Annotated in this window: 14 protein-coding genes; 8 read left to right on the plus strand and 6 right to left on the minus strand. The window is 68.0% G+C overall.

Annotation, left to right across the window (positions count from 1 at the left end; translation table 11 throughout):
• Positions 1-9: 9 nt before the first annotated feature.
• Positions 10-3,495: a pilus assembly protein gene (locus AC1DYD_RS00165; protein WP_478170724.1), complete on the plus strand. Its 3,486-nt coding sequence runs from the start codon at positions 10-12 to the stop codon at positions 3,493-3,495.
• Positions 3,496-3,538: 43 nt separating this feature from the next.
• Here AC1DYD_RS00165 and pgm read toward each other — a convergent pair whose 3' ends face one another.
• Genes pgm through AC1DYD_RS00180 form a run of 3 tightly spaced genes read right to left on the minus strand, consistent with a single transcriptional unit; the run spans position 3,539 to position 7,497 of the window.
• Positions 3,539-5,206: a phosphoglucomutase (alpha-D-glucose-1,6-bisphosphate-dependent) gene (pgm, locus tag AC1DYD_RS00170; protein ID WP_478170725.1), complete on the minus strand. Its 1,668-nt coding sequence runs from the start codon at positions 5,204-5,206 to the stop codon at positions 3,539-3,541.
• Between the two features lie 19 nt (positions 5,207-5,225).
• On the minus strand, positions 5,226-5,918 hold the full coding sequence (locus AC1DYD_RS00175; RefSeq protein ID WP_478170726.1) for an HAD family hydrolase: 693 nt from the start codon (positions 5,916-5,918) through the stop codon (positions 5,226-5,228).
• A gap of 10 nt (positions 5,919-5,928) precedes the next feature.
• Positions 5,929-7,497, minus strand: coding sequence for a phospholipase D family protein (locus tag AC1DYD_RS00180; RefSeq protein ID WP_478170727.1), 1,569 nt, complete (start codon positions 7,495-7,497; stop codon positions 5,929-5,931).
• Between the two features lie 233 nt (positions 7,498-7,730).
• Here AC1DYD_RS00180 and AC1DYD_RS00185 point away from each other — a divergent pair, with 233 nt between their 5' ends.
• Positions 7,731-9,854 (plus strand): TonB-dependent receptor domain-containing protein, encoded by a 2,124-nt coding sequence (locus AC1DYD_RS00185; protein ID WP_478170728.1) that lies wholly within the window; start codon positions 7,731-7,733, stop codon positions 9,852-9,854.
• A gap of 22 nt (positions 9,855-9,876) precedes the next feature.
• Positions 9,877-10,506 carry a phosphoribosyltransferase gene (locus AC1DYD_RS00190; RefSeq protein WP_478170729.1) on the plus strand — a complete coding sequence of 210 codons (630 nt, stop codon included), beginning with the start codon at positions 9,877-9,879 and terminating at the stop codon, positions 10,504-10,506.
• 5 nt (positions 10,507-10,511) lie between these two features.
• On the opposite strand, the gene metK is transcribed toward AC1DYD_RS00190, so the two are convergent.
• Positions 10,512-11,693 (minus strand): methionine adenosyltransferase, encoded by a 1,182-nt coding sequence (metK, locus tag AC1DYD_RS00195; protein ID WP_478170730.1) that lies wholly within the window; start codon positions 11,691-11,693, stop codon positions 10,512-10,514.
• Between the two features lie 183 nt (positions 11,694-11,876).
• Here metK and AC1DYD_RS00200 point away from each other — a divergent pair, with 183 nt between their 5' ends.
• Both AC1DYD_RS00200 and AC1DYD_RS00205 read left to right on the plus strand, forming a co-directional pair.
• Entirely contained in the window at positions 11,877-12,755 is an 879-nt protein-coding gene (locus AC1DYD_RS00200; protein WP_478170731.1) for a lysophospholipid acyltransferase family protein, read from the plus strand.
• Entirely contained in the window at positions 12,752-13,639 is an 888-nt protein-coding gene (locus AC1DYD_RS00205; protein WP_478170732.1) for an LpxL/LpxP family acyltransferase, read from the plus strand. The genes AC1DYD_RS00200 and AC1DYD_RS00205 overlap by 4 nt, the downstream gene beginning before the upstream one ends.
• Before the next feature lie 202 nt (positions 13,640-13,841).
• Here the strand turns inward: AC1DYD_RS00205 and AC1DYD_RS00210 are convergent, their stop codons facing one another.
• Together AC1DYD_RS00210 and yihA are read right to left on the minus strand one after the other, a co-directional pair.
• Complete coding sequence (locus AC1DYD_RS00210; protein ID WP_478170733.1) at positions 13,842-14,756, minus strand: alpha/beta fold hydrolase; 915 nt, start codon at positions 14,754-14,756, stop codon at positions 13,842-13,844.
• A 49-nt stretch (positions 14,757-14,805) separates the two neighbouring features.
• Complete coding sequence (yihA, locus tag AC1DYD_RS00215) at positions 14,806-15,552, minus strand: ribosome biogenesis GTP-binding protein YihA/YsxC (RefSeq protein WP_478170734.1); 747 nt, start codon at positions 15,550-15,552, stop codon at positions 14,806-14,808.
• A gap of 70 nt (positions 15,553-15,622) precedes the next feature.
• On the opposite strand from yihA, the gene AC1DYD_RS00220 reads away from it, so the two are divergent.
• The 3 genes from AC1DYD_RS00220 (at position 15,623) to ccsB (ending at position 19,857) form a co-directional block, all read left to right on the plus strand.
• Positions 15,623-16,297 (plus strand): c-type cytochrome, encoded by a 675-nt coding sequence (locus tag AC1DYD_RS00220; protein ID WP_478170735.1) that lies wholly within the window; start codon positions 15,623-15,625, stop codon positions 16,295-16,297.
• 105 nt (positions 16,298-16,402) lie between these two features.
• Positions 16,403-18,544, plus strand: a complete 2,142-nt coding sequence (locus AC1DYD_RS00225; RefSeq protein ID WP_478170736.1) for a cytochrome c biogenesis protein ResB — start codon at positions 16,403-16,405, stop codon at positions 18,542-18,544.
• Entirely contained in the window at positions 18,541-19,857 is a 1,317-nt protein-coding gene (ccsB, locus tag AC1DYD_RS00230) for a c-type cytochrome biogenesis protein CcsB (RefSeq protein ID WP_478170737.1), read from the plus strand. Before AC1DYD_RS00225 ends, ccsB begins: the two co-directional genes overlap by 4 nt.
• The last annotated feature ends 77 nt before the right edge of the window (positions 19,858-19,934 follow it).

The raw sequence follows: 19,934 nt of genomic DNA on the forward strand, positions 1-19,934 counted from the left end.
AGGTCACCGATGAACACCCTTGCCTTCCGACTTGTGCTGGCGATCCTCGCCGCCCTCGTGCTGCATTCGCGGGCTGCAGCCGAAGACATCGACCTGTATGCGGGCGGCGGGAGCGCGTCGGCGCCCAATGTTCTCTTCTATCTCGACAACAGCTCGAACTGGTCGAACAACGCCCAGGCATGGGCGTATTCCGATGTCCTCGCGAAATGCGGCAACTACAGCGGCTCGGCGAAGACGACCTGCCAGAGCTATGTTTACCAGGTCTTCTGCAGCTCGACGTCGGCCTGCAGCGGGAATCCGAAACTGGTGCAAGGGCAGGTGGAAGTTCGCGCGCTGAAACTCGTGCTCAACCAACTCGTGTGCAGCCCGCCAACCGGAACCGCTGCACTGGACATCAATGCCGGCTTGATGATGTTCAACACGAGCGTCAACTCGGTCGACAGCAACAGTGTCCTGCCGGGCTATATCCGGCACGAGGTCAAGTCGTTGAGTTCGCAGTGCTCGGTCACCGACGTGAACGCCTCGATCATTGCCGATCTGACCAACATCGACAGCAAGATCACGACACCGGAATTCAAAGGCGCCTCCTCGGCCGAATACGGCGCCGGCCTCTACGAAGCCTTCAAGTACTTCGGCGGCTGGTCGCGACCGAACCTTGTCGTTTCCGGCTCCGGCGGTACGGCCGGCTCGCCGATGGGCGCAACGGGGTTCGGCCCCACGCGTTACAGCACCAAGAACGCCTTGGAGGACGTGAATGCGTTCACGGACCCTGTGGCCAGGGAGACCTACAAGAGCCCGATCACCAACGAGAACAGCTGCGGCAAGAACTTCATCATCCTGATCGGCAATACGTGGCCGAATCAGGAATACGGAACCAATGCGAATGCCTCGCCGTATCCGACGAACACCCTGATGTCGCGGCTCAGCCACGACCCGGGCTCGCAGATCTACCCGGTGCCTTTGCCCAACAGCCAGAAGTCCGACGTCCGCTTCGCCGACGAGTGGACCAAATTCCTCTACAGCACCGACGTGAGCCCGATCGACGGCCAGCAGAACGTCCAGACCTTCACGATCGACGTCTATAACGCCTCGCAGGACGCCAAGCAGGCGAAGCTGCTTCAGACCATGGCGGCGGTCGGCCGAGGCCACGCGCCCGAAGACTACGCCGGTGGCTACTATTCCGTGGGTGGCGACCTGCTGGCGCTGATCAACGCGCTGAAGGAAACCTTGACGCAGATCGCGTCGGTCAACAGCGTGTTTGCGTCCGCTTCGCTGCCGGTGAGCGTGAATGCCCAGGGCACCTTCCTGAACCAGGTGTTCATGGGCGTCTTCCGGCCGCAGGAAAACGCCTATCAGCGCTGGGTCGGCAACATGAAGCAGTACCAGTTCGCGCTCAGCGGCAACGCGCTCTCCCTCGTCGATGCCACGGGCGCGCCCGCTGTCGATACGTCGAGCGGCTTCATCCGGAATTGCGCGAAGAGCTACTGGACGGCCGACAGCGGCACGTATTGGCAGAGCGTGACCGGGACAGCGTCGAGTTGCGGAGACGTCACGACTTACGCTGCTTTGAGCAAGTACTCCGATTCGCCCGACGGTCCGCTCGTCGAACGGGGAGGCAGCGGCCAGCAGCTGCGCAATCTCGGCTATGCCGCCCGCAACATCCGGACCTGCACAGACACCACCTGCAGTTCCGTGGTCGACTTCAACACGACGAACGTGACGATCCCGAGCGCGGGCCTGAGCCAAGGCACCACCAGCGCGACCTTGGTCAACTGGGCACGGGGCCAGAATGTCGGCGACGGCAACAGCACCTTCGACCCGACCACCGGCAATCTGGTCACCACGACCTACCCGGCGAAGGACCCGATCACGGGCACGGTGACAGCGGGGCCCACCACTCGGCCGACGGTGCACGGCGAAGTGGTTCATTCGCGGCCCCTCGCGGTGAACTACGGCTCGGGCAGCACGAACGACGTCGTGGTGTTTTATGGTGCCGGCGACGGCATGTTGCACGCGGTCAGCGGCAATCAGACCGGCTCCGGCGCCGGCGACGAGCTCTGGGCCTTCATTGCGCCGGAACACTGGAAAGGCACCGACAGCGCGGGCTCCTGGAATCTGCTGGATCGGGTGCATTCGAACACTCCGGTGATCAGCTATCCCGGCGTGACGGTCACCGGCGCCGCGCCGAAGACCTACTTCTTCGACGGTTCCATCGGCGGCTACCAGGAAGTGAGCAGCGGCACACTGAGCAAGCTGTGGATCTACCCGACCATGCGCCGCGGCGGGCGCGCGGTCTATGCGTTCAATGCAACGAACAAGCCCGGCACCGGCGGCAACCAACCGACGCTGATGTGGAAGTTCAGCGACACCGACCACAGCAGCCTGGGCCAGACCTGGTCCACGCCGGTCGCCATGCGCGTGAAGATCGGAACGGCAACCACCACGCTGGTCGCCTTCGGTGCCGGCTACGACAAATGTGAGGACGGCGCCGCCAACGCCTGCGACAGCGTCACGCAAGGGCGCGGTATTTTCGTGATGGACGCAGCAACCGGCAGCGCGGCCAACTTGCGATTCTTCGATCCGGGTTCGACGGCAGGCCGCTTCGTCGCCGACATGACGGCGGTCGACGCCAACAATGACGGCATCATCGACCTGCTGTACGCGGTGGACACGCGCGGCAATATCTGGCGCATCAACACCACCGACCCAAACAGCAGCTTCGCGAGCTACAGCAGCGTCGCGAACTGGCCGATCAACAAGATCGCGACGGTGAGCGACTGGACCACGGCCTCGGAACAGCGCAAGTTCATGTACGCACCGAGTGTCGTCACGCTCGGCACGCAGGCCACCGTTCTGGTCGGCACGGGCGACCGGGAAAAGCCCCTGGGCTCGGGCAGCGCCGCATCGGTCAACAACCGCTTCTACGGCATTCGGGACGACATCACCAAGGTTGGCGCGCCTGACTCGACTGGCTCGACGGTGGCCAACACCCCCACGGTCGTGATCGGCTACGGGACCGATGCCTCGCTCGTCACCAGCAATCAACTGACGAACGTCACCGGCGTCGGCACGGCCATGGACCCGACGACCTTGAAGGCGAATGGTTGGTACATGAATCTGTTCACCACGACCACGCCGTACGAGCAGGTCGTCACCACACCGCTGACCATCGGCGGCCAGACCTACTTCAGCACGTTCCAGGCCAAATCGAGCACCAGCACGAACAAGTGTTCGCTGGGAACCGGGCGGGCCTACAAGGTGGATTTCCAGACGGGCGTGATCTCGCCGAACTCGGACGGGGTTTACCAGCCGGACACGTTCAAGTCCGAGGGCATTCCACCTTCGCCCGTCGGCGGATTGGTCTCCATCGATGGGAAGACCGTGCCATTCTGCATTGGATGCTCAGGTCCCACCGTCCTGTCTCCGAACAAGATCGTTCCCAAAGTCAAACCTGATCGCAAGCCGGTCTATCGCAGCCAGAAGATCGACAGCTGACCGACTCGACGCCGATCACTGCCGGTGCCAGGGCGCCTCGTTTTCACGGGCCGTCCGGACGCACCGGCGCGATCGCCGCGTCGACGATGGTCTGGGCCTCCGCGAGGATCCGCTCCAGGTGCTCGGCGCCGCGGAAGCTCTCGCCGTAGATCTTGTAGATCTCCTCGGTGCCCGAAGGCCGGGCGGCGAACCAGCCGTTCGGGGCGATCACCTTGATGCCGCCGATCGCGCCGCCGTTGCCGGGGGCGTGGCTCAGCACGCTCACGATCGGTTCGCCGGCCAGCTCGGTGGCGCGCAGCTGCTGCGGGCTCAGCGCCGACAACTGCTTCTTCTGCTGCAGGCTGGCGGGTGCGTCGATGCGGCTGGCCACCGGGTTGCCGAATTCGTTCGCCAGTTCGGCGTAGAGCGCGCCCGGGTCGCGGCCGGTGCGGGCCGTGATCTCGCCCGCCAGCAGCGCCGCGGTGATGCCGTCCTTGTCGGTGGTCCAGACCGTGCCGTTGCGGCGCAGGAAGGTGGCGCCCGCGCTTTCCTCGCCGACGAAGCCGAGCGAGGCATCGAGCAGCCCGTCGGCGAACCACTTGAAGCCGACCGGCACTTCGTAAAGCCGGCGGCCGAGCCGCTGCGCGAGGGCGTCGATCAGCCGCGTCGAGACCACCGTCTTGCCCACGGCCGCACCGGCGCCCCATTGCGGGCGGTGCCGGAACAGGTAGTCGATCGCCACCGACAGGTAATGATTGGGCTGCAGCAGCCCGGCGCTGCGGGTGACGATGCCGTGGCGGTCGTGGTCGGTGTCGCAGGCGAAGCCGACGTCGAAGCGGTCCCTGATGTCGATCAGCCGCTGCATCGCATAGGTCGACGAGGGGTCCATGCGGATCTGGCCGTCCCAGTCGAGCGTCATGAAGCCGAAGCGCGGATCGACCGCTTCGCTGACCACGCTGAGGTCGATCCGGTAGCGTTCGGCAATGGCGCCCCAGTAGTGCACGCCGGCGCCGCCGAGCGGATCGACCCCCATGCGCACGCCGGCTTCGCGGATCAGGTCCATGTCGATCGCGTTGCCCAGGTCGCCGACGTAGGCCGCCAGAAAGTCGTGGCGGTGCGTGGTGGCTGCCTGCAGGGCCTGCGCGTGCGGCATCCGGCGAACGCCCTCGAGCCCTTTTTCGATGTAGCGGTTGGCCGCTTCCTGCACCGGACCGGTGATGTCCTGGCCGGCCGGCCCGCCGTTGGGCGGGTTGTACTTGAAGCCGCCATCGCGCGGCGGATTGTGCGAGGGCGTCACCACGATGCCGTCGGCCAGCCCGCGCGTGCGGCCGCGGTTGTAGCCGAGGATGGCGTGCGACAGGGCCGGGGTCGGCGTGTATTCGTCGCCGGTGGCCAGCATCACGTCGACGCCGTTGGCCGCCAGCACCTCGAGCGCGCTGGCCGCCGCGGGCGCCGACAGCGCATGCGTGTCGATGCCGAGGTAGAGCGGGCCGTCGATGCCCTGCGCCCGGCGGTGGTCGCAGATCGCCTGCGTGATCGCCAGCACGTGCCATTCGTTGAAGGATCGCTCGAAGGCGCAGCCGCGATGGCCCGAGGTGCCGAAGGCGACGCGTTCGCCTGGCAGCGTCGGATCGGGACGCTCGGCGCCGTAGGCGGCGAGCAGCGCGTCGACGTCGACCAGGGCGTCCAGGGGGGCCGGCTGGCCGGCGAGGGGGCTGAGTCGTGAGGCCATGGAAGCTCCCGGGTGGCGTTCAAGGGGCGGGCGTTGCCGGACGCTGCAGGGCAGCGAGGGGACAATCGAGGAGATCGGCGATGCGATCAACGGAGATGTCCGCGGCGGGATGCGCGGCGGTCACCTGCGGGTCGAGGGCGTAGCGGCCCTGGCGCGGAAAGACCGTCGTCAGCCGTTCGCCCCACTCGGCCTTCATCGCCGAGAGGATGCGCAGCTTGTCGTCGACCATCACGTAGTGGCGCGCCGGATAGCGCTTCTGCACCGCGTCGAGCATGCGCTCCTTGTGGACGTAGATCAGCACCCGGCCGTCGACGGCCTGCCAGAGTCCCGAGCGCTGCACCTTGCGCGGCTGGAACACGACGTCGCCGTCGGTCAGGATCACCGGGGTGCCGAAGCGCTTCAGGTGCCCGACGACTTCCAGTGCGCCCGGATACAGCCGGTCGGCGAACGGATAGTCCACGAGAAAGGTCGACATCTGCAGCAGCCGCGGGTCGTTCATGTCGTCGCCGAACTCGCGCAGGCGATAGCGCTGCAGCGCCCCCAGGTAGTCGGTGTAGCCGAGTTCGCCAAGCAGTTCCTCGAAGAAGGTCCAGTAGCGCTCGGCCCGGGTGCTGCCGAAGTTGTCGATCAGCTGGCGGCGCAGGTCGTCGACCACGCCGTCGTTGTCGAGCAGCGTGTTGTCGACGTCGAGCAAAAAGACGATGTCCTGCATCCGCAGTCTCCTAGAGCAAGTCGCTCGGCACGAACCACGAGAACAGCAGCAGCTTGATCTTCACCAGCATGTTGGCATCGGGCTCGTCGTCGTGCACCACGTTTTCGCCGTCGGTGCTGATCCACTGGATCTGGTCGGTGCCCGGCTTCAGCTGCAGCTTGTAGGCGCTTTCGACATTGTCGACCTGGAAGGCCTCCAGCAGGCGGTGGGCGACTTCGAAGCTGTGCAGGCGCACGCCCATTTCGGTGTTGATGTGGGCCGAGCGGGGATCGAAGTTGAGCGAGCCGATCAGCGCCCATTCGCGGTCGATCAAGGTCAGCTTGGCGTGCAGCCGGCCGCGCGACTGGCGAAACACCTTGCGCAGGTTCAGGCTGCGCCTGATCTGCTCCGAGCTGACCTCGTAGAGCTGCACGCCCAGGCGGAGCATCTCGACGCGGTAGTTGTTGTAGTTGATGTTGACCAGCGGCTCGTCGGTATCGGCCAGCGAGTTGGTCGCCACGCTCACCTGGACGTCGCGCGCGCGCAGCCGCGCGATCTGCGCCATGCCTTCCTCGCCCGGCAGGAAATAGGGCGAGACGATGTCGACGCTGAAGCGGGCCAGGTCCAGTGCCACGCGCATGCGCTCGGCCACCGCGGGCGGCCGGCGCTCCCGGGCGGCGTCGTCGCCTTCGGCGCGCAGCACCTTGTTGGGCGAGTCCGCCACCGCGTTGGCCTGGGCCGGGATCATCTCGAGCCGGCCCTGGGCGATCAGGGTGCCCAGCGGCGGGTCGCCGAACATGTCGGTCTCGGGCAGCGCCGGCGGCAGCGGCGCTTCCGTGCGCGAGGTCCGGCGGTCGAATTCCGCCTGCAGTGCCGACGTCGGCTCGACGGCCGGCACGATGGCGTGCAGCGGCCAGACCACCTCGCTGTTCCAGTAGTTGTCGAAGATGGTCTGGAGTCCGGTCACCACCGGGCCGGCCAGCAGCATGTCGAGGTCGATGAAGTTGGCGCCGTCGCTGCGCAGGAAGTACTCGTCCGCCAGGTTGCGTCCGCCGGCGATCGCGAACGCGCCGTCGGCGATGAAGAGCTTGTTGTGCATCCGGTGGTTGAGCCGACGGAAATCGGCCGCGAAGCCCATCCAGCGGGTGGCCGAGTGGTCGCGGCCGGCCACGAAGGGGTTGAACAGCCGGATCTCCACGTTGGGCCAGGAGGCCAGGCCGAGCAGCAGCGGGTCCAGCCTGGCCGTATAGAAATCGTCCAGCAGCAGGCGCACCCGCACGCCGCGCCGGGCGGCGTCGCGCAGTTCGCGCAGGATCAGCTTGCCGGTCTTGTCGTTGCCCAGCAGGTAGTACTGCAGGTCGAGCGAGGACTGGGCCCGGCGAATCAGCTCCAGCCGGGCGTCCAGTGCGAACGCGGCCTGCGCCAGCACGCGTGCGCCCGACAGGCTGTCGGACGGGGCGTTGAAAGGCGCGGCAAGCCGGCCCAGCTCGGTGGCCGGCGAGGCCGGAATGGCCGGGGCGTACGGCACTGCCGGAACGGTGGGCAGTCCGGCACAGGCCGAGAGCAGGCAGGCGAGGGCGAGGACCAGGCAGCGGAGCATTTGCAGCGGGAAAGCGCGGGCGACCGGAAGGAGAGGCCGTCCAGGCTCGAACGGCCAGCGGATCGTAGCCGGCCGGCCGACAGGGTGCGTCGCAGGGTCACTCGGGTCTGTTCATCTTCCGTTCATGAAACCGAGACCGGCCCGCGCGACGCGCCTAGGCCGATCCCGCATCGGCGCGCCATAGGGTCTTGCCCTTCGCCGATGGTGCTGCGGCGCACCGCAGAATCTCGGCGATGAAATTTTCCGCCGTTGCTTTCGCCTGCCTGCTGCTCGCAGCCTCGTCCGCGGCCCGGGCCCAGGCCCAGGAAGCCGGCGGCGCACCCATGCTGGGCGAGATCACGGTCTCGACGCCGGCCGGTCCGACCCCGCTGTTCGACGTCGCCGGTTCGGTCGACCGGGTGGAAGGCGTGGACATGCGCGACAGCCGGCTCGGCGTGAACCTGTCGGAGAGCCTGAGCGGGGTGCCCGGGCTGCAGATCCAGAACCGCAACAACTACGCGCAGGACCTGCAGATCTCGATCCGCGGCTTCGGCGCGCGCTCCACCTTCGGCGTGCGCGGCGTGCGCCTGTACGTCGATGGAATTCCCGCCACGCTGCCCGACGGCCAGGGGCAGACCTCCAACATCGACATCGGCTCGGTCGACCACGTCGAGGTGCTGCGCGGGCCCTTTTCGGCGCTCTACGGCAACTCCTCGGGTGGCGTGGTGCAGTCCTTCACCGAGACCGGCGAGGGGCCGCCGAAGCTGGGCTTCTCGCTGGCCGCGGCCAGCTTCGGCACCACGCGCACCGGCGTCAAGGCCAGCGGCTCCTCCGGGGCGGTCGACTACCTGCTGAGCGCCGGCCGTTTCGAGACCGATGGCTATCGCGACCACAGCGCGGCCGATCGCGGCATCGTCAACGGCAAGCTGGGCTTCACGCTCGACGATGGCAGCCGGCTGACGCTGGTCGCCAACAGCGTGCATCTGAATGCCCAGGATCCGCTCGGCCTGACGGCCGAGCAGTACGCGCTGAACCGGCGCAGCGCGGCCGTCGCGACGCAGTTCGACACCCGCAAGAGCGTCGACCAGACGCAGGCCGGACTGACCTACGAACGCCGCCTCGATGCCGACAACACGCTGCGCATGCTGGTCTACGGCGGCGAGCGAAAGACCTCGCAGTACCAGGCGATTCCGCCCTCGGCGCAGCTGAGCCCGACCAGCGCCGGCGGCGTGATCGGGCTGGCGCGCGACTTCGGCGGTGCCGACCTGCGCTGGATCTCGCAGCTGCGGCTGGCCGACCGGCCCTTCGAGCTGGTCGCGGGACTGGAATACAACAAGCTGCGTGAGCAGCGCACCGGCTACGAGAACTACCTCGGCACGGTCGCACGGCCGGTGCTGGGCGTGCAGGGGCGGCTGCGTCGCAACGAGACCAACGAGGTCTACGACCTCGACCCCTACCTGCAGGGCACCTGGCGCCTGGACGAGCGCTGGACGCTCGAGGCCGGCGTGCGCCGCAGCACCGTGGACTTCGATTCGCAGGACCACTACATCGTGGGCGCGAACCGCGACGACAGCGGCAGCGCGCGCTACGCCGAGACGCTGCCGGTGGCGTCGCTGCGCTACCAGGCCACGCGCGACCTGGCGCTCTACACCTCGGTGGGCCGCGGCTTCGAGACGCCGACGCTGAACGAGCTCTCGTACCGCCCCGACGGGTTGGGCGGCCTCAACTTCGCGCTGCAGCCGGCCGTCAACGACAGTGTCGAAGTGGGCGCCAAGGCGCGGCTCGCGGGTGGCTTTCTCACGGCGGCGCTGTTCAAGACCCGCACCAGCGACGAGATCGTGACCGCCACCAACGTCGGCGGCCGGGCCACCTTCCAGAACGCCGGACGGACCACGCGCGACGGCTTCGAACTCTCCTGGCTGCACGAGAGCGAGGGCCACTGGCGCACCCAGCTGGCCTACACCTGGCTCGACGCACGCTACAGCGACGCCTTCTGCACGACCTTGCCCTGCACCGCGGCCGGCATCGTGCCGGCCGGCAACCGCATCCCGGGCATCGCCCCCCAGGCGTTCTTCGCCTCCTTCGGCTGGGTGCCGCCCCAGGGCTGGCGCGCCGGCACCGAGCTGCGCGCACTGGCGAGCATCGAGGCCAACGACCGCAACACCGTGAGCGCGCCGGGCTACGCGGTGGTCGCCTTGTTCGCGGGCTATGTCATGCAGTGGCAGCGCTGGGACCTGAATGCCTTCGCGCGCATCGACAACCTGTTCGACCGGCAGTACGTCGGCTCGGTGATCGTCAACGAGGGCAATGCCCGCTACTACGAGCCGGCACCGGGGCGAAACTGGACGCTCGGCATGAGCGCGGCGTATCGTTTCTGAATCCCGACTGCAGGAGCTGCAGATGAAATTCAAGGATCGATGCGATGCCGGCCGTTTGCTCGCCAAGGCCCTCGAAGCCTGGCGCGGGCGGCCCGGCCTGCTGGTGCTCGGGCTGCCGCGCGGGGGCGTGCCGGTGGCCTGGGAAGTCGCCCATGCACTCGGCGCGCCGCTCGACGTGCTGGTGGTGCGCAAGCTCGGCTATCCCGGTCAGGAGGAGTTCGCGATGGGCGCCATCGCCTCCGGCGGCGTGCGCTACCTGGACGAGTCGACGCTCGCCTGGCCGGTGGCCGCGGCGGAGATCGAGGCCGTGGTGGCGCGCGAACAGGCCGAGCTGGTGCGCCGCGAGCGGCTCTATCGTGGCGAGCGCCCGCCGCTGAGGCTCGAGGGACGCGTGCTGCTGCTGATCGACGACGGCCTGGCGACCGGCGCCACCATGCATGCCGCCGCGATGGCGGTGCGCGCCGGCCGGCCGCAGCGCATCGTGGTTGCGGTGCCTGTGGCGTCGCGCGAAGCGCTGCAAAGCGTCGGCACGGTCGCCGACGAGGTGGTCTGCCTCCGCACGCCCGAGCACTTCCACGCCGTCGGGCTCTGGTACCAGGACTTCGGCCAGACCTCCGACGAGGAGGTCTGCCGGCTGCTCGAAAAAGCCTGAGGACCTTACAGCCCGGCGGCAGCGCGCAGCGCCGCCGCGTTGGCGGTGCTCTCCCAGGTGAACTCGGGCTCTTCGCGGCCGAAGTGGCCGTAGGCGGCGGTCTTGCCGTAGATCGGGCGCAGCAGGTCGAGCATCTGGACGATGCCCTTCGGGCGCAGGTCGAAATGCGCTTGCACCAGTTCGGCGATCTGCTCGTCGGGGATCACGCCCGTGCCCTCGGTGTAGACCGTGACGTTCATCGGCCGGGCGACGCCGATCGCGTAGGCGACCTGGATCTGGCACTGGCGCGCCAGGCCGGCGGCGACGATGTTCTTGGCCACGTAGCGGGCGGCGTAGGCGGCCGAGCGGTCGACCTTGCTCGGATCCTTGCCGGAGAACGCGCCGCCGCCGTGCGGGCAGGCGCCGCCGTAGGTGTCGACGATGATCTTGCGGCCCGTGAGGCCGCAGTCGCCCTGCGGGCCGCCGATGACGAAGCGGCCGGTCGGGTTGATCAGGTAGCGCGTGTCCTTGAGCCACTCCTTGGGCAGCACCGGCTTGATGATCTCCTCGATCACCGCCTCGACGAAGGAGGCCTTCATCTTGGTCGGCGTCTCGCTCTGGTCGGGATGGTGCTGGGTCGAGAGCACCACGGTGTCGATGCTGTGCGGCTTGCCGTCCACGTAGCGCATCGTGACCTGGCTCTTGGCGTCGGGGCGCAGGAAAGGCAGGCGGCCGTCCTTGCGCAGCTGGGCCTGGCGCTCGACCAGGCGGTGGGCATAGTAGATCGGCGCCGGCATCAGCTCGGGCGTCTCGTCGCAGGCATAGCCGAACATCAGGCCCTGGTCGCCGGCGCCGGTGTTCAAGTGGTCGTCGCTCGCGTGGTCCACGCCTTGCGCGATGTCGTTGGACTGCTTGTCGTAGCAGACCATCACGGCGCAGCCCTTGTAGTCGATGCCGTAATCGGTGTTGTCGTAGCCGATGCGCTTGATGGTGTCGCGTGCGACCTGGATGTAGTCGACGTGCGCATTGGTCGTGATCTCGCCGGCGAGCACCACCAGGCCGGTGTTGGTCAGCGTCTCGGCGGCGACGCGCGAGCGCGGGTCCTGTTCGAAGATCGCGTCGAGGATCGCGTCCGAGATCTGGTCGGCCACCTTGTCGGGATGGCCTTCGGAGACGGATTCGGAAGTGAAGAGAAAATCGTTCGCCATGTGTTTCAAACTCCGTAGCAGATCAATTGGCGCGTTGCCAACCCGATGGGGAGTCTTGGCGAACGCTTTAGCAGAGTTGTTTAACGTCGCCCTGCAAGTAGTTCCATAACTCAGCGACAATTTGCATTCTATTCGAGCCGCGCTGTAGCTTGCGCGCGCGTCCTGTTACATCCCCATGCTTCGATGATTGCCTTGTTCCGATTGCTCGCCCGTGTTCCGCTGCCCGTGATGCACGCGTTCGGCGGCTGCCTGGGCTGGCTGGTCTGGTGGCTCGCCCCCGACTACCGCCGGCGCTTCAAGGCGAACGCCGAGGCGGCGGGCTTCACGCCGGCGCAGTACCGCCCGGCGATCGCCGCCGCCGGCGCCATGGTCGGTGAACTGCCCTGGGTCTGGGCCCGGCCGCGCAGCGAAAGCCTGCTGCCGCACATCGTGCGCTGGGAGGGTGTCGAGGCCTTCGAGGCCGCGCTGGCCGCCCGCAAGGGCGTGATCCTGGTATCGCCRCACCTCGGCAGCTGGGAAACCTTCGGTCAGGCCGTCGGCGAGCGCTTCTTCAAGGACTACGGCCCGATCACCGCGCTGTTCCGGCCGGCGCGCAAGAAATTCATGGCCGCGCTGATCGCCGGCTCGCGCGACCGCCCCGGCCTGCAGACGCTGCCGACCACGGTGTCCGGCGTGCGCGGCCTGATCCGCACCCTGCGCAGTGGCGGCTACACCGGCCTGCTGCCGGACCAGGTGCCGCCGTTGGGGCAGGGCGTCTGGGCGCCCTTTCTGGGCCGGCCGGCCTACACCATGACCCTGCTGCCGCGCCTGGCGCAACAGACCGGCGCCCGCGTGTTCCTCGGCGTCTGCGAGCGGCTGCCGCGCGGCGCCGGCTACGCGATCCGCTTCGTGCCATTCGACGGCACGGCCATGAGCGACCCCAAGGCCACGCCCGAGGCCGCCGCCACCGCCATGAACGAAGGCATCGAGAAACTGATCCGCAGCCTGCCGGGCCAGTACGTCTGGGACTACGCCCGCTACAAGCAGCCGCGTGCCGAGGCGGCGGCGGAGGCTGCCCGATGAGTCGCCTGACCTCGAAGCTGGGCATCGGCTTCATGCGCACGCTGGCGCACGTCCCCTTCCCGCTGGTGCGCGGCTTCGGCGCGCTGCTCGGGCGGCTGCTGCATGGGGTCGCGGTACCGCGGCGGCGGGTGGTCGACACCAACCTCGCGCTGTGCTTTCCCGACAAGACGCCGGCCGAGCGGCATCGCATGGCGCGCGAGACCTTCGTCTACGTGGCGCAGTCCTGGTTCGACCGCAGCTGGCTCTGGCACGCGCCGGAGGCGGTGGTGGCGCGCCGCCTCAAAGTGGTGGGTGCCGCCGACGTGATCGAGGAGATCGCGCACGGCCACGAGCCGATGATCCTGTTCGCGCCGCATTTCTACGGGCTCGACGCGGCCGCCACGGCGCTCACGATGCACACCGACCGGCCCTCGACCACGATCTACACGACGCAGCGCGACCCGATGGTCGACCAGTGGGTCAGCGAGGGCCGCAAGCGCTTCGGCAACGTGATCACGCTGAACCGTGTCGACGGCATCAAGCCGATCGTCGCGGGGCTGCGCAAGGGCGGCCTGCTGTACCTGCTGCCGGACATGGACTTCGGCCGCGACCAGACCGTGTTCGTGCCGTTCTATGGCGTGCAGGCGGCCACCGTGCCGTCGCTGTCGCGCTTCGCACGGCTGGGCCGGGCCAAGGTGGTGCCGGTGGTCTCGAAGCTCACCCGCGAGGGCTACGAGATCGAGGTGCTGCCGCCGTGGCAGAACTTCCCGACCGAGGACGCGGTGGCCGACACCGCCCTCATGAACCGGCGCCTGCAGGGCTACATCGACACCATGCCTTCCCAGTACTACTGGGTGCACCGGCGCTTCAAGACCCGGCCCGAGGGCGAAGACCCGGTGTACTAGGTCCTCCCCCAGGTTGGCTCACTTCGTGTAGCCGCCCACCCCCTCGCCGGGGGCAACACCAGCGGCCCGGCAAAGCCGGTTCCGCGGTGTTCCACCAAGGGGCCTGGCTGCGCCGGCCGGGGGAGGTAGCCGCCAGCGGGCCTGGCTGCGCCGGCCGGGGGAGGTCGCCGCCAGCGGGCCTGGCTGCGCCGGCCGTGCGAGCTCAGCGGGTGCGTTCTAGGAATGATTCGATTTCCGATGCGACGAACGCCGGCTGCTCATGCACCACCCAGTGCGTGGCGCCCGGCACCCGGGTGATGTCGAGCTTCGGCACATAGTCCTCCAGGCCTTCCAGCAGCCCGGGCAGCAGCGCCTTGTCGTCCAGCGCCCACAGGACCAGGGTGGGCGCGGCGACCGTGAGCTTGTCGTGGGGAATGTCCGGCATTCCGGGCGCTGGCTGGCCGGGCATGGCCGGCTTCAGCGGCGTGACGCGATAGAGGTTGCAGGCGCCCGTGAGGCCCGCATCCCAGACCTTGCGGTACTGATCCTTGACCGGGTCTGTGAGCCAGCCGAAGCCATCGGCACCGGCCTTCATGCCGAGGAACATGGGCCACATGCGACGGTAGTCGTCGGCCGCCAGGAGCGCCTCGGCATCCGGCCGGGCCAGGAAGTTCATGTAGGCGCTGGCGGCCTGCTGATGCGGATTGTTTTGCAATTCGCGTGCGAAGGTGCCGGGATGCGGCGAGTTGATGATCACCAGCCGTCCCAGCCTGTCGCTGTGCCGGTTGCCGAAGCCCCAGCCGAAGGCGCCGCCCCAGTCGTGCGCCACCAGCGTGTCGATGCGGCCGGCCGGGTTCTCGCTGGCCGCCAGTTCGGCGATGTCCTGCACCAGCAGGTGGGCGCGGTAGGCCGAGACTTCGGCCGGCGCGCTGGATTTCTCGAAGCCGCGCAGGTTCGGCGCCACGCAGCGAAAGCCGCCGTGCTCGGGGGCCGCGAAATGCGCGAGCAGTTCGTCCCAGATGAACGCGGCTTCGGGAAAGCCATGCAGGAACACCATCAGCGGCCGGCCGGGGGCACCGGCCGCGCGGCAGCTCAGGGTGGTGCCGTTCGGCAGCGCACGGGCGAAAGTCTCGATCACAGGTTGTCTCCTTCGGGGTCCAAGCGGCGAGGAGGCGCCAGCGCTGTGTTCAGGGCTGCTCGTCGATGGGGGCTTGCTCGGGGTTTGCCGCGGGCTCACCGTCTTCCGGGTGCGCCCAGCGCCAGAGCAGCTCGGCCGCCTCGTCCACGCCTTGCTGCTTCAGTGCCGAGAACAGTTTGACCTCGCCGCCGCCGGCCTGCAGTCGCGCAATCGACAGTGCCTTGGCGCCGTCCGAGCGCGTGAGCTTGTCGGCCTTGGTCAGCAGCACCAGGAACTTGAGCCCTTCCTCGACCCGCGGCCGGATCACTTCGAGCAGGATGTCGTCGAGCTCGGTGAGCCCGTGGCGCGGGTCGCACATCAGGACCACGCCGCGCAGGTTCTGGCGGGTCATCAGGTAGTTGCCCATGACCCGCTGCCAGCGCAGCTTGGCCTCCTTCGGCACGGCCGCATAGCCGTAGCCGGGCAGGTCGGCCAGCACCGCATCGTCGACCTTCTGCTTGCCGACGCCGAACAGGTTGATGTGCTGCGTGCGGCCCGGCGTCTTCGAGGCGAAGGCCAGCCGGGTCTGCTGCGTGAGCGTGTTGATGGCGGTCGACTTGCCCGCGTTCGAGCGGCCGACGAAGGCGATCTCGGGCAGCTCGAAAGGCGGCAGATGCTCGAGCTGGGGAGCGCTCGTGAGGAAGTGGGCGGTGTGCAGCCAGCCGCGCGCCACGCGGGCGCGTTCGGCGGCTTGAGGGTCGACGGCGGTCGCCTTGCGGGAGTAGCTGACGGCGGGCTTCCGCGTCGGGGTGGTCATCGATGGGCTTTCGGGTTGGGGCGCCATTGTAGAATCGCCGGGTTTTGCGCCATAAATCCAAGCCCCCGATATGAAGTTGTTTGCCAAAATTCTGCTTGCAGCCCTGTTGGGCGCCGCCGCCAGTGCCAGCTTCGCGGCTGACGAGCCCGCTGCAAAGCCGGCTGCCGAGGCGCCCGCCAAGGCGCCGAAGCCCGACCTCGCCAAGGGCGACGCGGTCTTCAATGCCACGCCGGCAAACAGCCAGAGCTGCGCCTCCTGCCACAACGCGGACGGCAATTCGGCGATCGCGGCGAACCCCAAGCTGGCGCAGCAGCACCCCGAGTACATCCTCAAGCAGCTGCAGGACTTCAAGTCCGGCAAGCGCAAGAGCGCGATCATGAAGCCGATGGCTTCGGCGCTATCGGACGAGGACATGCGCAACATCGCCTGGTTCGCCGCCTCGAAGAACATCAAGACCGGCTACGCGAAGGAGAAGGACCTGGTCGGCCTGGGCGAGCGCATCTTCCGCGGCGGCGTCGCCGATCGCCAGATTCCGGCCTGCGCCGGCTGCCACAGCCCGAACGGTGCCGGCATCCCGGCGCAGTACCCGCGCCTGGGCGGCCAGCACGCCGACTACACCGCGCAGCAGCTGACCCTGTTCCGCGAAGGCACCCGACTGAATTCTCCGGTCATGACCGGGGTGGCCGCCAAGCTCAGCAACAAGGAAATCGCCGCAGTGTCAGACTACATCGCCGGCCTGCGCTGAACTCCGGCTCTCGAAGCCTGAACCAACCGCCGACAACAAACTCCTAACAAGGCGGGCCGATCCAGCAGGATGGCCCGCCTTGTTTGCTTTTCACGCCTCGCACCCATGTCAGTCTCCACCCACGGCCTTCGTGTCCGTCGCGGCCCCCCAGCGGTCCGCGCGGCGGTGGAGCTGTTCTCGTCGATGCGCTTTGCGATCGCGCTGCTGACCATCATCTGCATCGCCTCGATCATCGGCACCGTGCTCAAGCAGCACGAACCCTTCGGCAACTACGTCAACCAGTTCGGGCCCTTCTGGGCCGAGCTGTTCCATGCCGCCCGGCTCGACTCGATCTACAGCGCCTGGTGGTTCCTGCTGATCCTGCTGTTCCTGGTGATCAGCACCTCGCTGTGCATCGCGCGCAACACGCCGCACATCCTGAGGGACCTGAGGACCGTCAAGGAAGGAATCCGGGCCCAGAGCCTGAAGGCCTTCGGCCAGCGCGCCGAGACCGTGCTCGACGAAACCCCGGACGGCGCGGCCAGGCGCATCGGCCAGCTGCTCGCCGGCGGCGGCTGGAAGGTCAAGCTGCAGCACCGCCAGGGCGACGGCTGGATGGTCGCCGCGCGTGCCGGCGGGGCCCACAAGCTCGGCTACATCGCCGCCCACAGCGCGATCGTGCTGGTCTGCATCGGCGGCCTGTTCGACGGCGACCTCGTGGTGCGGGCCCAGACCTGGTTCAACGGCAAGAGAGTCTATACGGGTGGCGGCCTGATCGCGGACGTGGCGCCAGAGCATCGCCTGTCGCCGCGCAACCCGACCTTCCGCGGCAACATCCTGGTGCCCGAGGGCGGGCAGGCGAGCGTCGCGATCCTGAACCAGTCCGACGGCGTGCTGCTGCAAGACCTGCCGTTCTCGATCGAGCTCAAGAAGTTCATCGTCGAGTACTACTCGACCGGCATGCCCAAGCTGTTCGCCAGCGAGGTGGTGCTGCACGACCGCGAGACCGGCGAGCAGCTGCCCAAGCGCATCGAGGTCAACCACCCGGCCAGCTACAAGGGCGTCGAGATCTACCAGTCGAGCTTCGACGACGGCGGCTCCGGCGTGAAGCTGAAGGCGGTACCGATGGGCGCGGCGGCCAAGCCCTTCGAGATCGACGGCACCATCGGCGGCAGCAGCGAGATCACCAACGGCAGCGAGCGGCTCACGCTCGAGCTGGTGGCGCTGCGCGTGATCAACGTCGAGAATTTCGGCGACAGCGCCGGCGGCGCGATGTCCAGCGGCGCCGACGTGCGCAAGGTCGACCTGCGCCACGACCTCGAGTCGCGCCTGGGCGCCGCCAACAAGACCAACAAGCCCAAGGTGCTGCGCAACATCGGCCCCAGCATCGGCTACAAGCTGCGCGACGCCTCGGGCCAGGCGCGCGAGTTCCAGAACTACATGGTGCCGGTCGACACCGGCGACGGCCAGCCGGTGTTCCTGCTGGGCGTGCGCGAGCGGCCCGAGGAGCCCTTCCGCTACCTGCGCGTGCCGGCCGACGAACAGGGCTCGATGGAAGGCTTCGTGCGCATGCGCGCCGCGCTGGCCGATGCCCAGCTCCGCGACCGCGCCCTCGACCGCTACATCGCGCGCGCCACCGATCCCAAGCGCCCCGAGCTGGCGGCCCAGCTGCGCGGTTCGGCCGCCCGGGCCCTGGCGCTGTTCGCAGGCACCGAGCGCGCCAAGCCGGACGCGGTCAGCAGCGGCGGCTGGCAGGCGGTGGCCGAGTTCATGGAGGCCAACGTGCCCGAGGCGGAGCGCGAACGCGCGGCCGCGGTGCTGGTGCGCATCCTCAACGAGGTGCTGTTCGAGGTGCTCAACCTGAGCCGCGAGCAGGTCGGCCTGGCGGCCATGCCGGCCGACGAGAAGTCGCAGGCCTACCTCACGCAGGCGGTGCTGGCGATCAGCGACGCGCATTTCTATCCGGCCCCGGTCGTGATGATGATGAGCGACTTCAAGCAGGTGCAGGCCAGCGTCTTCCAGGTCGCGCGCGCGCCGGGCAAGAACATCGTCTACCTCGGCTGCCTGTTGCTGATCGTGGGCATTTTTGCGATGCTGTACGTGCGCGAGCGCCGGCTGTGGGTGTGGCTCGCGAAAGACGGCGACAACGCCCAGGGCACCGCGGCGACCCTGGCCTTCTCGGTCAACCGCAAGACCATCGACAGCGACCGCGAATTCGAGCACTTGAAGCACAAGCTGCTCGCCATCAGGAAAGACACCGCGTCATGACGACCACCACGCTCACGCTCAACGACAGCTGGCTCTCGCGCCGCAATGCCCTCGACTGGGTGTTTGCGCTGCTGGTGCTGGCCGGGGCCTTCTTCGCGTTCTCGCGCTATCACGGCGCGATGGACTACTACGAGCAGACCATTCTGGTGGCGGCCGCGCCGGCTGCCATCTGGCTCGGCTGGTTCTGGCGCCCGCTGCGGGTGCTGGCGATCGTGGTCGCGGCCGCCGCGCTGCTGGCCATCGTGTCCTACCAGGGCGACCTGGCGCGCGCCGACAGCGTCTTCTGGCTCAAGTACTTCCTGTCGAGCCAGTCGGCCATCCTCTGGATGAGCGTGCTGTTCTTCATGAGCACGCTGTTCTACTGGATCGGCTTCTTCGGCGGCAGGCAGGGCGACGCCATGGACCTGATCGGCTCGCGGCTGGCCTGGGCCGCGGTCACGATGGCGCTGATCGGCAGCATGGTGCGCTGGTACGAGAGCCACCAGCTCGGCCCGGATATCGGCCATATCCCGGTCAGCAACCTGTACGAGGTGTTCGTCCTCTTCTGCTGGCTCACCGCCACCTTCTATCTCTACTTCGAATCGCGCTACCGCACGCGCGCCCTGGGCGCCTTCGTGATGCTGGTGGTCAGCGCCGCGGTCGGCTTCCTGCTCTGGTACACGCTGGTGCGCGAGGCCCACGAGATCCAGCCGCTGGTGCCGGCGCTGCAGAGCTGGTGGATGAAGCTGCACGTGCCGGCCAATTTCATCGGCTACGGCACCTTTTCGCTGGCCGCCATGGTCGCCTTCGCCTACCTGATCAAGGAGCAGGCCGACGAGACCCGCTGGTACAAGCTGACGCCGATCTGGCTGCTGGGCGTGGCCCTGTGCTTCGTGCCGGTGGCCTTCCGCCAGCGGGTGCAGGAGGCGGGCGGCAGCTACTGGGTGGGCTATGCCGCCATCTCGGCGCTGATCGCGGCCGGCATCCTGATGGGCCGCAAGCGCATCGCCGCGCGGCTGCCGGGCAACGAGGTGCTGGACGACGTGATGTACAAGTCGATCACCGTGGGTTTCGCCTTCTTCACCATCGCCACGGTCCTCGGCGCCCTCTGGGCGGCCGACGCCTGGGGCGGCTACTGGAGCTGGGACCCGAAGGAAACCTGGGCCCTGATCGTCTGGCTCAACTACGCGGCCTGGCTCCACATGCGGCTCGTGAAGGGGTTGCGCGGCACCGTGGCGGCCTGGTGGGCGCTCGGCGGCCTGGCCGTGACCACCTTCGCCTTCCTGGGCGTGAACATGTTCCTGAGCGGGCTGCACAGCTACGGCACCCTGTAGGCGCACGCCGGTCTTTCGCTTGCGAAATGATCGGTGGGCACCCTGGGCGCGTAACCGGATCGGCGTCGGCAACGAAC

Source organism: Variovorax sp. P4_B11 (genome assembly GCF_056402355.1).

Bases quoted from the DNA above. Each gene is read 5' to 3' on its own strand.
- AC1DYD_RS00165 (WP_478170724.1), top strand. From the start codon at position 10: ATGAACACCCTTGCCTTCCGACTTGTGCTGGCGATCCTCGCCGCCCTC.
- pgm (WP_478170725.1), bottom strand. From the start codon at position 5,206: ATGGCCTCACGACTCAGCCCCCTCGCCGGCCAGCCGGCCCCCCTGGAC.
- AC1DYD_RS00175 (WP_478170726.1), bottom strand. From the start codon at position 5,918: ATGCAGGACATCGTCTTTTTGCTCGACGTCGACAACACGCTGCTCGAC.
- AC1DYD_RS00180 (WP_478170727.1), bottom strand. From the start codon at position 7,497: ATGCTCCGCTGCCTGGTCCTCGCCCTCGCCTGCCTGCTCTCGGCCTGT.
- AC1DYD_RS00185 (WP_478170728.1), top strand. From the start codon at position 7,731: ATGAAATTTTCCGCCGTTGCTTTCGCCTGCCTGCTGCTCGCAGCCTCG.
- AC1DYD_RS00190 (WP_478170729.1), top strand. From the start codon at position 9,877: ATGAAATTCAAGGATCGATGCGATGCCGGCCGTTTGCTCGCCAAGGCC.
- metK (WP_478170730.1), bottom strand. From the start codon at position 11,693: ATGGCGAACGATTTTCTCTTCACTTCCGAATCCGTCTCCGAAGGCCAT.
- AC1DYD_RS00205 (WP_478170732.1), top strand. From the start codon at position 12,752: ATGAGTCGCCTGACCTCGAAGCTGGGCATCGGCTTCATGCGCACGCTG.
- yihA (WP_478170734.1), bottom strand. From the start codon at position 15,552: ATGACCACCCCGACGCGGAAGCCCGCCGTCAGCTACTCCCGCAAGGCG.
- AC1DYD_RS00220 (WP_478170735.1), top strand. From the start codon at position 15,623: ATGAAGTTGTTTGCCAAAATTCTGCTTGCAGCCCTGTTGGGCGCCGCC.
- AC1DYD_RS00225 (WP_478170736.1), top strand. From the start codon at position 16,403: ATGTCAGTCTCCACCCACGGCCTTCGTGTCCGTCGCGGCCCCCCAGCG.
- ccsB (WP_478170737.1), top strand. From the start codon at position 18,541: ATGACGACCACCACGCTCACGCTCAACGACAGCTGGCTCTCGCGCCGC.